This is a genomic window from Legionella nagasakiensis, assembly GCF_900639915.1.
Classification (GTDB): domain Bacteria; phylum Pseudomonadota; class Gammaproteobacteria; order Legionellales; family Legionellaceae; genus Legionella_A; species Legionella_A nagasakiensis.
This window is the reverse complement of sequence record NZ_CAAAID010000002.1, coordinates 204,853-221,029: the sequence shown is the minus strand read 5'-3', so window position 1 is coordinate 221,029 and position 16,177 is coordinate 204,853. Positions and strand designations below refer to the sequence as shown.

The window sequence follows — 16,177 nt, the reverse complement described above, 5'->3', positions numbered from 1 at the left end:
CCGCCTTGAGATAGATTTTGATACATGCAAGTATAGATAGTTTTTCTTAAATAAATATTAAGAAGTCATTGTGACCATAATTTGGTCTAACTCCACACAAAACCTTGCACATTAGCATTGTCATTTTTAAGAAACAAGATAAATGACTGCAGTTTAATGACGAGAAACCATCTGATAACATAGGATGCCTTGTAGGTATCTTAAGTGAATGTATGGCCAATCAAACACCCATTCTTACCGTCACCCAACTAAACCGCCATGTCCGTTCCCTACTCGAACATGAAATGAATGATGTATCGGTAGAAGGCGAAGTGTCCAATTTGAGTAAACCCTCTTCTGGCCACCTCTATTTTTCCTTGAAAGACGCAATATCTCAGTTGCGCTGCGTTTATTTTCGTAATCGCCACACTTGCGAGCTTGTTTCACTACAAAATGGTCAACACATCCTGGTTAAAGGGAAATTAAGTCTTTATGAAGCACGTGGTGATTTTCAACTCATCGTTGATGAACTATGGGAAACAGGTCAAGGCGACTTACATCAGCAGTTTGAACGTTTAAAAACCAAGCTGGCGGCCCTTGGTTTATTTGAATCCACACGCAAAAGAACCATCCAGCGTTTTCCGCAAGTCATCGGGATTATTACTTCCCCCCACGGGGCGGCTCTACAGGATATAAGAACCACACTGGCTCGACGCTTTCCCGTAGCCAATGTGATTGTCTATGCAAGCGAGGTACAAGGCAAACAAGCATCAAAACAACTCATAGCAGCCCTTCATCAAGCCAACCATGAAAAACGCTGTGACGTACTTATTCTCGCCCGCGGGGGAGGCAGCATGGAGGATCTTTGGGCTTTTAATGATGAATATCTTGCATATGCCATCGCAAGCAGTCATATCCCTGTTGTGGCCGGAGTTGGACACGAAATCGATTTTACCATTGCTGATTTTGTTGCCGATTTAAGAGCCCCCACACCTACTGCCGCAGCGGAAGCGGTAACTCCGGACAAAAAAGACTTGCTTGCTCTCTTATCCATGCTAGAAATTCGGATGAGTGCAGCAATCAAGCGCTATGTGCGACATAAGCAAATGCTGCTTGAGCATGCACTGCAAATAATAACTTCACCGGATCAAATGATACGCTCTTACTGGCAAACATTGGATTATTTGCAAAACCAGTTACATCATGTTTTGCGTTCTCTACTGACGCAGAAATATCATCGACTTCATCTGGCAACGACCCGCTTAAAAGCGATTAATCCAACCCTGCTGCTGCAACAAGCAAGGAAGCAGTTACACCATCTGCAACATCGTCTGAATTATCAAATAACCATCATCATGAATCAGCATAAACGACGATTGATTACTTTCATGGCCACATTGCAGGCAGTCAGCCCTTTAGCTACACTCGAGAGAGGTTATGCCATTGTCACTTATCGTCATAAAATAGTATTTGATGCTCAGGCAATTCATGAAGGCGATGTCGTAAGTATTCAACTGGCCAAAGGAAAACTGAAAGGCAAAATCATCGATAAAGGAGAATAACTCGATGCATTATTATAAAAATATGACCGTCATGATCTTTATTTTTTTCATGCCAATAACACTCAGCCATGCCGACTATTTGCCGGAGAATCATGCGGTAAACGGCGGTGTAACCATTATCCCCATCGACCTGAAGCAAAAACCTGAAGCCTACTACAACAATTGCCGTATTGCAGTGACTAAAAGTCCAAATAAAAATCAATGGTTACTTGTTGTGGGGGTGCCTCTAGATAACATACAGCCCATCCAGACACTGAGCATGACTAAGCCCTGGCAGGCAGCCATCCCATTTCATATCAGCGATAAATATTATAAAACGCAGTATTTGACGATTGATAATAAACGCAAGGTAGACCCTTATGAGGAAGACAAACAACGTATTGAAGATGAAAATGGCAAATTAGCTGCCATGTTTTCACAATACAGCCAAGAGAATCCTTTCGCCCAAGCGTTCAAAGCGCCTGCTCATGGACCAATCAGCAGCCATTTTGGCTTAAAGCGGGTGTATAACAAACAACCCCGCGCCCCTCATTCAGGCTTAGATATTGCCGCCCCAGAAAATACGCCAGTCATCGCTATCAGTGCGGGCAAAGTCGTTGACGCCGGAGATTATTTTTTTACGGGAAATACAGTGATTGTCGATCACGGCATGGGCGTGTTTTCTTTATATGCTCATCTGAAGAAAATGGATGTGCAAAAGGGAGAAGTAATAAAACAAGGACAACAAGTGGGACTTGTCGGCATGACTGGTCGGGTTACAGGCCCTCATCTTCATTGGTCCATGGTGATGAATCAAACGTACGTGGACCCATTGCTCTTTGTACCGGCACGAACAATTCTTTCGATACCGAAAGAATTAAAGCAAACGAAAGAAGGATGATGCCAAATGCTTGACCGGCTAAATGACAGCCTGGACCTAATCATCAGCCAAACTCAGATGAATTTAAAAATTTTAGGCATTATTCTTTTGATACTCTGGCTTATGTTTTTTTTAAGTCGGCTTGACTACCGTCTATTATATCTCGGTGTATTGCCAAGACGCGTGCGTGGCATTCCGGGAATCTTTTTGGCTCCTTTGTTGCATGCCAATTTTAATCATCTTTTTTTTAACTCCATTCCTCTCGTGGTATTAAGTAACTTCTTGCTGGTTAACGGCTTAAGTTTTTATATCGAGGCTACCCTCCTCATTACTGTTGGCAGCGGATTATTACTTTGGTGTTTTGGGCATTCTGGATTACACATAGGGGCCAGTGCGCTTATCACCGGCTATTGGGCCCTGTTGGTGAGTGATATTTATCAACAAGGAACGCTCACTGCTATCCTTTTAGGAATCATCAGTGCTTATTATTTTGCAGGAATTTTCTTAGGCATCTTTCCAAGTAAAAAAGGCGTTTCCTGGGAAGGGCATTTATTTGGTTTATTAACTGGGTTTGCTGCCAGCTATTTACTGCAAATCCGACCCATCCCTTATTAAAATATATTCTATTATTTTATGCTGGACTAAAGGCAACAGGAGCTCGCTCTACATCCGATACAGGGGCCTTCTTGACAAGCGGTATTGGTGCTGAGAAAAATCGATGTCTTTCGCCTAAGCCCACATCTACACCATCTGATGTCTCTTCGCATTCACTTTTAACGCATTCAGAAACAAGCGATTCATGAATTGTTTCGTCAATAAAAGAAAACGGTAATACACCTTCACGTACGACACCACAGGTTTCAGCGATAGCAGGATGAATCGCTTCTGCATCAAAAAATAATGGGGTACTAGGGGTTGGGGCATTGATAATACAACCATTCGTAAATAAAACAGCGCCTTCCTGTAATGGCAATATGCTGAGTTTCAATGAGCCATCTGAATTTTTTTTATAAACCTCCGTTTTTACACTGCCATGATTTGCACCAATAAATCCTATGACATTCGTACTGGGCAATAACTGACTTAATTGACGAGCGGGTGAAATAATTCTTCGACCAGTTTCAACATCCCAATATTCCGTTGCTGAATGACAAGTGCTTAATACAATATTAATAACTGGGGTTTTAAGTTTAGCTTCCAGTTTTTTAATAAAGTCAGCAAAGTGTTTGACGGCTTCGCTCTCAACGCTCAAAGAAGGTTCTTCCGCAAATAACCAACCTGGGCTGCCATGTGCGTCTATCCAAACGGTGATTCCTTTTTTTTGGTCTTTTGGGAAAATGGGTCTAAAATTTCTGGCGAAATCACTTGTCTCTGTATCCATGTTAAAATACAGCTGATTTTTATTTAAAATCCGATAGCCAAATCCATCAAATGTCCTACATCCAATAGCAAACCGTACCGCAGGATCACCTACCCTGTCATAAGGAGAACTTAAAATCACAGCAAGCGGTTTGTCAGCTCCAGTTAATCCTGCTTTCTTAGGGAAATATATTCGCTCTATAATCTCTTTACCCATATCATCATGTCCATACAAAAACTAAAACCATCAAATGATACTCTATCACGGTCATCATTCTATCATAGAAATGCAAATATTACGCATTGTGCATAAAAAATAAACTATAAATAACACATCTGCATCATGCAGACTACAAGATACATCATTTAACCGATATACTCTCCCCCTAAAAATGAGTTACTACTAGTCATGATTAAAACAACCTTACTTCCTGAAAATCCCCATTCAAGGCAAGTCTGGGGGCAACTGTACGGCAGCAGCCTCTCTTTGGTATTGGCTGAACACAGTCAATACCATTCTGGAATAAAGCTGCTTATTACCCCGGACAATTTTAGTGCGGCCCAGCTTCAGGCAGAGCTTGGTTTTTTTCTTGAAGCAAAAAAACAGGCACCAGAGATATTAATGTTTCCTGATTGGGAAACACTTCCCTACGATCAATTTTCACCACATCAGGACATCATTTCCGAACGCCTATACTGTTTAAGCCGTCTACAACATACCGCCAATGCGATCATCATCAGTGCTGCCAGCACCTTAATGCATCGATTATGCCCTCCACAATTTTTAAATCGATATGCGCTAGCTCTCCAAGAAAACCAAACTTTAAATGTTGAGTTATTCAGACAGCAACTACAACAGGCAGGCTATCATTGTGTCAATAAGGTATTAGAGCATGGCGAATTTGCCATACGCGGAGCTATGATTGATCTTTATCCGATGGGCAGTCAAACTCCTTTTCGCATTGAATTATTTGATGATGTCATTGACAGCTTGCGTCAATTTGATCCTGAAACGCAGCGAACCATCGCCAAAATAAACCAAATTCAGGTGTTACCAGCACGCGAATTTCCTTTAAACGAACAAAGCATTACCCATTTTCGCCGCGCCTTTCGCGAGCAATTCACAGGAAATCCCAGTCAATGTCCCGTGTATGAAGCGATCAGTAATCATCAATATCCCAGCGGCATTGAATATTACCTGCCTCTTTTTTTTGAAGAAACCGTCACATTTTTTGATTATTTACCTCAGGATGCCACAATCTGTTTGATTGAGACCGTTGCTGAGCAAGCCGAACAATTCTGGCAGGAAGTAAATGCTCGATACGAGCAACGCCGCCATGATATTATTCGCCCCATTCTCAGACCAACCGATTGTTTTTTAAATCCAACCGAACTACTCGCCCGAGTAAAACGCCACCAATCGTTAAGAATTCAACATAAGCCCACTGAAAAAAAAGGGGCATTTAATTTTAATGTAAGTCAAGGACCCTCCTTGCCGATAGAACGACAAAGCGAAGAGCCGTTGAATCGCCTCGCTGATTTTATTTCAAACCATGGGCGTCGTTATTTACTCGTCGTAGAAAGCGCCGGCCGCCGGGAAGTCTTGCTGGATTTGCTTAAACAAAGCAATATTTCGCCTAAAATACAAACCTCATGGTCTAACTTCATTCAAGATGACGCATCAATTAATTTGATAACTGGGCCACTGATCTATGGCGCCGAGTTGATAGATTCTGCCATTTCCATTATTGTCGAATCGCAACTATTCGGTGAACAAAGTATTCCTCAGCGACGGGGCTCGCAAAAAAACATCGACCCCGATCTTATCATTCGTGATCTGGCAGAGCTTAGAATTGGTGCACCGGTTGTTCATTTACAGTTTGGTGTGGGACGATATCAAGGCTTACAAACGATTGAAAGTGGCGGCAATACCAACGAGTTTTTAGTGCTTGCCTATGCCGGAGACGATAAAATTTATGTTCCTGTCACCTCACTGAATCTCATCAGCCGTTATACAGGCACAGACGCCGAGCATGCCCCGCTGCATCGCCTAGGAACAGAACAGTGGCAAAAAGAAAAGAAAAAAGCTGCGGAAAAAATTCATGATGTCGCCATTGAATTATTAGATATCTATGCGAAAAGAGAAGCAAAACCTGGCCATGTTTATCAATTACCTAAAAAGGACTACCAGCGTTTTGTCAGTGGTTTTCCTTTTGTAGAAACCACCGATCAACAGCAGGCCATTCAGCAAATCATCGAAGACATGCATTCCTCTCGCCCCATGGATCGGTTAATTTGCGGTGATGTTGGATTTGGTAAGACTGAAGTAGCCATGAGAGCCGCTTTCATTGCTGTGCAAAATGGTAAGCAAGTCTGCGTGCTAGTCCCTACAACACTTCTTGCTGCTCAGCATTTTACAACCTTTCGCGATCGTTTTGCCGAATTTCCTGTTCATATTGAATTATTATCCCGTTTCCGTAGTGGGAAAGAAACAGAACAGGTCATTGAGACCCTAAAAAATGGACGAACCGACATCGTCATTGGCACTCATAAGCTGTTTCAGCGTGACATCCAATTCCGTGATCTTGGTTTATTAATCATCGATGAAGAACATCGTTTTGGCGTAAAACAAAAAGAACATATTAAATCCTTACGTACCCATGTAGATATCCTGTCCATGACAGCAACCCCCATCCCACGCACCTTAAATATGGCCATGGCCGGTATTCGTGACATTTCCCTAATCTCCACACCACCCGCCAAACGATTGGCCATTAAAACCTTTTGGCAGGAAAGAAATGATTTAGTACTGCGTGAGGCTATCCTGCGAGAAATCCTTCGCGGCGGACAAGTGTTTTTTTTACACAACAACGTACAAACCATTGAGCGTGTCTGTCAGGACATCCAAACTCTGGTACCTGAAGCCAACATTCGCAGTGCCCATGGCCAAATGCGGGAACGCGAGCTTGAGCGTATTATGTCGGATTTCTATCATCATCGCTTTAACGTCCTGGTCTGCACCACCATCATTGAAACAGGCATCGACATACCAACGGCCAATACCATTATTATTGATCGAGCGGATAAATTTGGACTGGCACAGTTACATCAGCTGCGCGGCCGGGTTGGCCGTTCTCATCATCAAGCCTATGCCTATTTACTGACACCGGATGAAAAACTGTTAACACCGGACGCCATCAAACGTCTGGAAGCGATTGTGTCTTTAGAAGACTTAGGGGCAGGATTCACTTTAGCCACCCATGATCTTGAAATACGTGGTGCAGGCGAATTGCTGGGTGAAGAACAAAGCGGCAATATTCATGCCATTGGCTTTAATTTATTCATGGAAATGCTGGATAAAGCTGTTCATGATTTAAAAGAAGGCAAAACCCCTGAATTGTCTGCACCGATGCATCCAGGTCCAGACATTGACCTTCGTTTAAGTACCATTATTCCTGAAGATTATATAGCTGATATTCATACAAGATTAATTATGTATAAACGAATTGCCAATGCCAAAGATACATTGCAATTACGCGACTTACAAGTTGAAATGATTGATCGCTTTGGACTGCTGCCCTCATCCGTCAAGCACTTGCTATTAATAACCGAGCTTAAATTATTGGCGGCCAAATTAGGCATAGCCCGCCTTCATGCTTCAGCACAAAGCGGCAAAATAGAATTTCTCGAATCCCCTAATATCGATACAGGCACCTTAATTCATTTGATTCAGCTTCATGCCAAACGTTATCAAATGGAAGGACCAACCCGGCTGAAATTTATATTAGACGGCACAACTCATGAAGAACGAATTCAGGAGATTAGCACCTTATTAGCTAAGTTGATGAAGCAAGGGTAATTATTCCCATACAATCGGCTCGGATTGTTCGATCGCCCTGTGAATAAAATTCTGATATCGCTCTTCCACGACACGTCGTTTCACTTTCAGGGTAGGCGTCAGCAAATCATTTTCCGTGGTCCATTCCTCCAGAACCAGCAAAATATGGCTGATTTTTTCATAACTCTTTAATTCAGTATTGACGGTACGCAACATTTTTTGCAGGCTTTCTATGACCTCCTGTTTTGGCTGTTTGCGGGCTTGTTGATTCAATGACACTAAAAGAACATTGCTTTCAAGCTCCTGCCCCACCAAACACAAATGCTCGATCATTGGATTGGTTGAAAAATTTTTTTCTATCGGTGTGGGCGCAATAAATTCACCTTTCTGATTCTTGAAATTTTCTGATAGGCGACCCAATATTTTAACTCGCTGTCTAGCATCAATATCCACAATATCGCCTGTGCGCAGCCAGCCGTCTTCCGTAAATGCCTTCTTTGTGGCTTCTTTATCTTTATAATAACAAACCATAAGACAAGGACATTTCATCAACAGTTCATGATTGTCATCAAGCTTTATCTCGACTTGAAGTCGCGGCGTACCCACATAGCCCAGTCTTCGCTCTTGCAATAACGACAGCGTTGCATAAGCAAAATTTTCCGTCTGTCCATACCCTTCCTGAATAGGAATCCCCAGTTTGTCAAAAAAGTCACTGATACCGGTTGGCAGATGTGATGCTCCGGAGATATTCCCTCTTGAACATTGCAAACCCAACTGATGTTTAATTTTGTTTTTGATAAACCCGGAAAGAAAGGGAATCTTCAACAGGCTTCTTAAAAGTATTGGCGGCAGTTTTTGCTCAATTTTATGTTGAAACACACCCCAAATTCTGGGAACCGCCGCAAAAAGAGTCGGCTTCACCTCCCGCAAGTTCTCGGCAAATATTTCCAGACTTTCAACGAAAGAAACATCGCAGGCAATCGCAAGGCTTCCCAGTTCAATTGCCGAACGTTCATACACATGCGCAAGCGGCAAGTACGACAGGAGATGATGATGCTCCAAATCGGTCATCCGCCTTATATCGGCAGGGAAAATAGCCAAATAATTCGCAATCGCTTCATGCGTGTATACTGCGCCTTTCGGAGTACCAGAGGTTCCAGAAGAATAAATAATTGTGTAAACATCACCAGCTTCTGGAAAAACAATGTCTTCCCGCGGCTCACTGGCCAGCACATCCGACCAACGATAAGTCGTATGTAAATTAGTATGATAATCAAAGCTAATCGTCGTTAGACGTTCGGGAATATAACGGCGCGTTTCAAGAGGTTTATCTAATTTGCCAACAAATACCAGCTTCACTTCCGCATGTTCAAGCACGTATTCAATACTATTTTCATGCTGATTAGAAAATAACGGTACATTGACCATTCCAGCCAAACTAATACCAAAATCTGCGATAAACCACTCAGCGCAGTTTTTAGAAAAAATAGCTACGTGCGCGCCTTTTTTAAGCCCTAACGTCTGCAAAAACCGTGCAACCTGGCGTGCCTGACGCATGACCTCAGCCCATGTGAATTCATGCCAAACTCCTCCCTTGGGTTGTCGTAAATAAATGCGTTTGCCATCTTGTTGTTCATGCTTTAATAATACATGACAAATTGAATGTGCTAATGAACCTGATGCCATCCGTTTTCTCCTCAATCAAGGCCGGCCTTCTGTTTCCATAAAAAGTTCATTTTAGGGAAAATATCCAAATACTATCGGGTTCCCCCAACCGTTAACGCATCAATCTTCAACGTCGGTTGTCCGACACCAACCGGCACTGACTGACCATCCTTGCCACATACACCAATTCCACCATCAAGCTTCAAATCATTCCCTACCATACTTATTTTTTTCATCACATCAGGGCCGTTGCCAATTAGGGTTGCCCCCTTCACTGGCTTTGTTACACGACCATTCTCGATAAGATAAGCTTCACTGGCTGAAAATACAAATTGTCCAGAAGTAATATCAACTTGCCCTCCACCAAAATTAACCGCATATAAACCATTCTGTACGGAACGTATGATTTCCTCTGGATCATGCGGGCCTGCCAACATATAAGTATTCGTCATCCTTGGCATGGGCACATGGGCGTAGGATTCCCGACGACAATTACCAGTGGGTTGCATGCCCATTAATCTCGCGTTTAGTTTGTCTTGCATATAATTCACCAACACACCATTCTCAATTAAAGTGGTACATTGCGTGGGAGTACCCTCATCATCCATAGTGAGTGAACCACGACGATTTTCAAGCGTACCATCATCAACAACCGTAACGCCAGAGGCAGCCACACGCTCCCCCAATCGTCCAGAAAAGGCAGACAGGCCTTTACGGTTAAAATCGCCTTCCAATCCATGCCCTACCGCTTCATGAAGCAGAACGCCAGGCCAACCTGGACCTAATACCACCGGCATCATTCCAGCCGGAGCATCCTCTGCTTCAAGGTTTACTAATGCTTCCCGCACTGCCTCCCGTGCATATTCCAGTGCTCTTTCCTGTTCCAGAAAAAACGAATAGCCCACCCGACCACCGCCACCAGAACGAGCGGACTCTCGGCGTCCATTTTGCTCAACAATTACACTGACATTAATGCTTACCAACGGTCTGATATCGGCAATCATTGGACTATGCATACCAGCAACCATAACCACTTCATAACATCCACTGAGTGAGGCATTAACCTGAATCACTCTGGGATCAAGGCTTCTTGCTTCCTTATCAATCGATTCAAGCAAAGCGATTTTTTCCTGTTTGCTCATGCCATCAATAGGGTTTACTCCAGCATAGCGAATCACAGGGGCTGTAGCCACTTTGATAGCAGGCATTGTTCTTCCACCCGTAAAAGCGATGGAACGCGCAGCATCCGCTGCCCGCTCCATCGCCGGCAACAAAATATCATCGCAATAAGCATATCCTGTCTTTTCACCACTGACGGCACGAATCCCAACACCACGATCAATGGAGTAACTGCCACTTTTTACCTGTGAATCTTCCAGATACCAGGATTCATAACTGCAACTTTGAAAATAAAGATCAGCGTCATCAATAGGATGCTTCATCATAGAATGAATCAACTTCTCTATTCCAGACTCATCTAAGGCAGCAGGTTTTAACAAAATATCTTTGGCAATAGCCAATGCAGTTAACTTCATAAAATCTACCTATGTAAATGTATCTTATAATACACGATGATCAAGGCAGGGAAACGCTTGACGTACCTGATGCAATCGCTGTAAGTCAATATCCGCCACGATGACCCCAATACCCTCTTGTTGTTTACTTAAAACACTTCCCCAAGGCTCAATAATCATACTATGGCCATAAGTATGCCTGCCATTTTCATGGTTCCCACCTTGGTTCGCTGCAAGAACATAACACAAATTCTCAATGGCTCGTGCCCGTAATAACACTTCCCAATGCGCCTTACCAGTCAATGCGGTAAACGCCGATGGCACAGTGAACAATTCAGCCCCTTTTACTACTAATTGTTGATATAATTCCGGAAAACGCAAGTCATAACAGACACTCAAACCAACTCGCCCTATCGGCGTAGCTACAACAACGACATCATTGCCTGGTTCAATGGTTAAAGATTCCTGATGTGCCTCCCGTTCAGACACACGCACATCAAACAAATGAATTTTATCATAACGCGCAACCACAGCACCTTGATCATCATAAACCAGGCAAGCCGCTTTCAAACGATCACCACCACTCTTCAATAAAAGAGTACCCGCAATAATCCATAGTTGGTAGCGTTTGGCAAGCTCGCTGATGGTTTGTTGGATCTCACCTTGGCCATAGTCTTCAGCAACCCGAAATTTATCGCTTTCCTTCATACCCATAAAAGCAAAATTTTCAGGTAAAACCAATAATTGAGCTCCTTTATCGCAAGCATTGGCAGACAATTCAGACAGTTGATTCAGATTGTTTTTTACATTGGCCGATGAGGTCATTTGAATCACCGCAACACGAGACATGATAATCCTCTAATTTAATTAGTCGGTTTTAGGGTTTGTTTACACTTGATTTTTTAATAATCAAAACTTGGCACTTCTATCAGGTAACTGCAATACGCCATGTATTCAACATAAAGTTTTCTGGGTTAAAACATACTTGTCAACATGAACTCATCCCGCTAGACTTGATATCGTAACAAAATGCCCTTATCTATGCTAAAATAGACTATAAATCATCTGGAGTTACACATGAACAGAAATGACGTTTCCGTGTTAAGCCGCAGAACAGAATCCGTTCTTGCCACAAATAAGGTATTACGCAATACCTACCTATTACTGGGCATGACCTTTCTTTTCAGCGCATTGACTGCTTATACTTCGTTTGCAATAAACGCACGACCGCTTAACCCTTTACTTTTTATTGTTGGTGCTTATGGTTTGATGTTTCTCACCAATGCGCTCAGAAATAGTGCTCTTGGGCTTGTAAGTGTCTTTGCCTTTACGGGGTTTATGGGTTATGCAATAGGGCCTATTTTGAATTTTTACATTGCAAATTTTTCAAATGGTCCGCAAATTGTTGCAACTGCACTGGGCGGTACTGGCTTAATCTTTTTTGCCTTATCAGGATACGCCTTAACCACGCGTAAGGACTTCAGCTACCTAGGAGGGTTCCTCTTTGTTGCCGTTATGGTTGCTCTACTGGCAATGATTGCTAACCTATTTCTGCAAATTCCAGCCTTGTATCTTGGAATTTCCGCCGCATTTGTATTAATTTCGTCAGGTGTGATTCTCTTGCAAACCAGTGCAATCATTCATGGCGGCGAGACAAATTACATTTCAGCGACGGTCACGCTATTTGTTTCAATATACAATTTGTTCATCAGTTTATTGAACCTGTTAAGTGCCTTTTCTGGCCGCGATTGAGTGCCATGACACGTTGTCTTTTTTAAAAGACAACGTGTCATTTTTTCTCATAAAATATTAGGGCCTGTTGACATTTCATTTCAGCAGGTAAATCAACCTGAATACTTACTGTTGTTGCCAACTTGCCTTTGTGCGAAAGAGCGCTTCTAAATCCTTTTCAGATTTTTTAAACGCACCATTTAGGCTAAACAACGACCTTTGCGTCTGATAATAAACCCCTAAAGGCACTGGGTACTCAGGATAAGTCAGGCAGGCAAGACGCATGGCTGCAAGAAAATTGGAAGAATCATGTTGATAGTTACTTGCTTCCCGGGCATCAACTCGCTGCAACATGTCATTCACTAATGCTAATCCACATTCATGCTCTTCGCCAAACAACAAAGGAAATCCTTCCTTCAGCACTAATGTATTTTGCGAGCGATTGGCTTTTAATGCAAACTCATCAAATGCCCCGCGATTAAAAATATTGCAATCCTGATAAATTTCAATGAATGCACATCCCTTATGTTCATAGGCTCTTTTAAGAACGTCCGCCAAATGGCTAGGATCTTTATCGACCGCACGAGCCACAAAACCGGCTCCGGCTGACAATGCCAAAGCCAGTGGATTCATAGGCTGGACGGCAACGCCCATCGGTGATGTTTTTGTCACTTGTCCTTGTTGAGAGGTTGGTGAAAATTGACCTTTTGTTAATCCATAGACCTGATTATTAATCAATAAAATATTGATATCGACATTACGACGTAAGCAATGAATCAAATGATTACCGCCGATGCTTAAAGCATCTCCATCCCCTGTGATGACCCATACGCATAAATCATCGCGCAGTGCTTTCAACCCCGTCGCTATAGCCGTTGCCCTGCCATGAATCGTATGGAGCCCATAAGTATTCATGTAGTAAGGAAGCCGGCCGGCACAACCAATTCCAGATACGAATACATGTTTTTCCGGCGGTAAACCAAGCTCGGGTAAAACACGTTGCAATGCCGCCAAAATGGCATAATCGCCACATCCTGGGCACCAGCGAACTTCATTTGTATTGGCAAAGTCGTTACGCGTGTAATTCATTTTATTCATGGTTAGCTATTCCAATATGTGCCTTAATGGCATCCACAAGATAGCTCGTGGTAAATGGCTGCCCATTGCATTGAAGAATAGGCTGTATATTCACCAAATACGTCGCCCGTAGCACATCACATAACTGGCCTGTGTTGAGCTCAGCAACGAGGATACGTTGATAGCTTTTCATAACATCACCCAGTTCGCTCGGCAGAGGATACAAGTGACGCAATTGCATCAATGCTACCGGTATACCTTCCTGGTGACATTGCCTGCAAGCAGATTTAAGGCTTCCATACGTGCTACCCCAGCCGATGAGCAGGGTAGATGCATTCGAATCACCTTCAACACACACTGGTGCATATTCATGAGCAATCGTTGTTATTTTTTTTGCTCGCAATGCCACCATGTTTTGATGGTTGCTCGCATCATAACTAACATGCCCGTCCTCGCCTTCTTTTTCTAATCCACCCAATTGGTGGATGAATCCAGGTGTACCAGGAATATTCCAGCTTCGACTTAAAGAATCATCTCTTTGATAAGGTTTAGGAAACCGATTAAAATCAAGAACCGGTAAATTTAATGACCGCAAATTAGGAATTTGCCATGGTTCTGCCGCGTTTGCGAGCAAAGCGTCCAATAAAACAATCACAGGCGTCATATACTTAATGGCGATATTAAACGCCTCAATGATCGTTACAAAACAATCCGCTGGAGAAACTGCCGCCAACACTGGTAAAGGCGCCTCGCCATGCCGACCATACATCGCCTGACGCAGATCACTTTGCTCCGTTTTAGTCGGCATGCCTGTGGATGGTCCAGCACGCTGTACATCAACCAATACCAATGGCAACTCGGTCATCACTGCCAATCCAAGACTTTCACTCTTCAAATCCATACCAGGACCCGAGGTACAGGTTAAAGCCAAACGTCCACCAAAAGCTGCTCCAATACAGGCACAAATGGCTGCAATTTCATCTTCCGCTTGCAAAAGATTCACGCCAAACTCTGCCAATTGTGCACATTCTTGTAAAATTGCCGATGCTGGCGTGATGGGATATCCTGCAACCAATATCGGCGTATGCGTGCTTACTGCCACCGTGGCAACCGCCAAAGCGACCGCTTCAACCCCGGTGATTTGACGATAATCCCCGGGCTGCCGATTCACCTGCCCTAACATATACTGACGACGACTTAACTCCAGAGTCATCGCATAATTATAACCAGCAAGTAAAGTCAGCTCATTCGCTTTGGCTATCTGTGGTGTTGATTTGAATTTTTTGGCAATAAAAGCAAGACAATGTTCAAAAGGCAAATCAAATAACCATAAAACCAGCCCCAGTACATAAAAGTTTTTTGTTTTTTTTGCCTGGGCGTGGCTTAAACCCAATGCTTCCACAGCCTGTAAGGTATTGGTGATCAAGGGTAAGCAGAGCACTTGGTATTGCTGTTGAACATCCTGCAAAAACGCCGGGCTAAGTCCTGCTTTTTCCCAGTCTTTTGTTTGCAGGCTGTCTTCATTAACAATCAATAATCCATCGTGCTCCAGGTATTGCAAAGAGTTTTTTAATGCGGCAGGATTCAGTGCCACCAAGACATCTAACGTTTCTCCAGCAGTAAATACAGCCTGCTCCGCCATGGCCAGCTGAAAACCCGATACGCCAGCGACTGTTCCAGCAGGTGCACGAATTTCCGCGGGAAAATCAGGCAACGTACGCACATCATGCCCCGCCAGCGCTGCAGTGATGGTCAGCTGCTCGCCAACTAATTGCACACCATCGCCAGAATCACCCGTAAAGCGGATAACAATCGCATCAGTCATTGACATAATCTCGTATAAGTGGTGTTTCTATCTTGCTTCCTGCATCAGCTGCCGCATCACTCTTATGGCTTCTTTTAAGCCACAGAACAATGCCCTGGCAATGATCGCATGACCAATATTCAATTCATTCAATTCATTAATACTGGCAATGGGTTTAACATTATGATAATGCAAGCCATGGCCCGCATTGACAATTAATCCCAGCTTAGCAGCATACTCAGCCGCTTGTCTAATCCGCTGCAATTCTTCCCTTTGCGCTTCATTTGTTAGAGCCTCTGCATAACAACCCGTGTGAAGTTCAATGGCTTGAGCGCCTGTAGCTAGAGACGCATCAATCTGTTTGATATCAGGGTCAATAAACAAAGAGACTTCACTGCATGTAGCTTTCATTCTTTTTACAGCCTCTGCCACCATTTCATAATGACTCATCACATCAAGACCACCTTCCGTCGTCAGCTCTTGTCGTTTTTCTGGCACAAAGCAAACATGGGCAGGCAGCACTTCCTCAGCAAAATCCAGCATAGATTTCGTCACTGCCATTTCAAGATTCATCCTTGTCTGTAATACGTCTTTGATTAAGCGTACATCTCGGTCTTGTATATGACGCCTGTCTTCGCGTAAATGTATGGTAATGCCATCAGCGCCTGCTTCTTCGGCTTCTATTGCCGCTTGCACGGGGTCAGGATAACGAGTACCACGCGCCTGACGCACGGTTGCAATATGATCAATATTAACCCCTAGTAGTATCTCTTTTTTCATCATTCACCA

12 protein-coding genes are annotated in these 16,177 nt (G+C 43.4%); 5 read left to right on the top strand and 7 right to left on the bottom strand.

Going from position 1 to position 16,177, the window contains the following annotated elements; genetic code table 11:
- The first annotated feature begins 212 nt into the window (after nt 1-212).
- From xseA to E1O52_RS02545, 3 genes are read left to right on the top strand one after another with little or no spacing between them, the layout of a single operon-like run.
- Nucleotides 213-1,541 (top strand): exodeoxyribonuclease VII large subunit, encoded by a 1,329-nt coding sequence (gene xseA, locus E1O52_RS02555; RefSeq protein ID WP_133127138.1) that lies wholly within the window; start codon nt 213-215, stop codon nt 1,539-1,541.
- 4 nt (nt 1,542-1,545) lie between these two features.
- The gene (locus E1O52_RS02550) at nt 1,546-2,421 is read left to right on the top strand and encodes a M23 family metallopeptidase (protein ID WP_133127137.1); all 876 of its coding nucleotides are present in this window, start codon (nt 1,546-1,548) and stop codon (nt 2,419-2,421) included.
- Between the two features lie 6 nt (nt 2,422-2,427).
- Nucleotides 2,428-3,015 (top strand): rhomboid family intramembrane serine protease, encoded by a 588-nt coding sequence (locus E1O52_RS02545; RefSeq protein WP_133127136.1) that lies wholly within the window; start codon nt 2,428-2,430, stop codon nt 3,013-3,015.
- A 16-nt stretch (nt 3,016-3,031) separates the two neighbouring features.
- Here the strand turns inward: E1O52_RS02545 and E1O52_RS02540 are convergent, their stop codons facing one another.
- The gene (locus tag E1O52_RS02540) at nt 3,032-3,976 is read right to left on the bottom strand and encodes a hypothetical protein (RefSeq protein WP_133127135.1); all 945 of its coding nucleotides are present in this window, start codon (nt 3,974-3,976) and stop codon (nt 3,032-3,034) included.
- A 192-nt stretch (nt 3,977-4,168) separates the two neighbouring features.
- Here E1O52_RS02540 and mfd point away from each other — a divergent pair, with 192 nt between their 5' ends.
- Nucleotides 4,169-7,618, top strand: coding sequence for a transcription-repair coupling factor (mfd, locus tag E1O52_RS02535; RefSeq protein WP_133127134.1), 3,450 nt, complete (start codon nt 4,169-4,171; stop codon nt 7,616-7,618).
- Here the strand turns inward: mfd and E1O52_RS02530 are convergent, their stop codons facing one another.
- The 3 genes from E1O52_RS02530 to E1O52_RS02520 all read right to left on the bottom strand — a co-directional run bounded on the left by E1O52_RS02530 (nt 7,619) and on the right by E1O52_RS02520 (nt 11,625).
- On the bottom strand, nt 7,619-9,283 hold the full coding sequence (locus E1O52_RS02530) for an AMP-binding protein (protein WP_133127133.1): 1,665 nt from the start codon (nt 9,281-9,283) through the stop codon (nt 7,619-7,621).
- 71 nt (nt 9,284-9,354) lie between these two features.
- Entirely contained in the window at nt 9,355-10,797 is a 1,443-nt protein-coding gene (gene tldD / locus E1O52_RS02525; protein ID WP_133127132.1) for a metalloprotease TldD, read from the bottom strand.
- 24 nt (nt 10,798-10,821) lie between these two features.
- Entirely contained in the window at nt 10,822-11,625 is an 804-nt protein-coding gene (locus E1O52_RS02520) for a carbon-nitrogen hydrolase family protein (protein ID WP_133127131.1), read from the bottom strand.
- Between the two features lie 228 nt (nt 11,626-11,853).
- Between E1O52_RS02520 and E1O52_RS02515 the strand changes: the two genes are divergently transcribed.
- Nucleotides 11,854-12,528 carry a Bax inhibitor-1/YccA family protein gene (locus E1O52_RS02515; protein WP_133127130.1) on the top strand — a complete coding sequence of 225 codons (675 nt, stop codon included), beginning with the start codon at nt 11,854-11,856 and terminating at the stop codon, nt 12,526-12,528.
- A gap of 105 nt (nt 12,529-12,633) precedes the next feature.
- Here E1O52_RS02515 and E1O52_RS02510 read toward each other — a convergent pair whose 3' ends face one another.
- The 3 genes from E1O52_RS02510 to pdxJ are packed head-to-tail and all read right to left on the bottom strand — an operon-like array spanning nt 12,634 to nt 16,168.
- Entirely contained in the window at nt 12,634-13,605 is a 972-nt protein-coding gene (locus E1O52_RS02510) for a 2-oxoacid:ferredoxin oxidoreductase subunit beta (protein ID WP_133127129.1), read from the bottom strand.
- Nucleotides 13,598-15,415 (bottom strand): 2-oxoacid:acceptor oxidoreductase subunit alpha, encoded by a 1,818-nt coding sequence (locus E1O52_RS02505; RefSeq protein WP_133127128.1) that lies wholly within the window; start codon nt 15,413-15,415, stop codon nt 13,598-13,600. The genes E1O52_RS02510 and E1O52_RS02505 overlap by 8 nt, the downstream gene beginning before the upstream one ends.
- Before the next feature lie 21 nt (nt 15,416-15,436).
- On the bottom strand, nt 15,437-16,168 hold the full coding sequence (gene pdxJ, locus E1O52_RS02500) for a pyridoxine 5'-phosphate synthase (protein ID WP_133127213.1): 732 nt from the start codon (nt 16,166-16,168) through the stop codon (nt 15,437-15,439).
- Between the last annotated feature and the right edge of the window lie 9 nt (nt 16,169-16,177).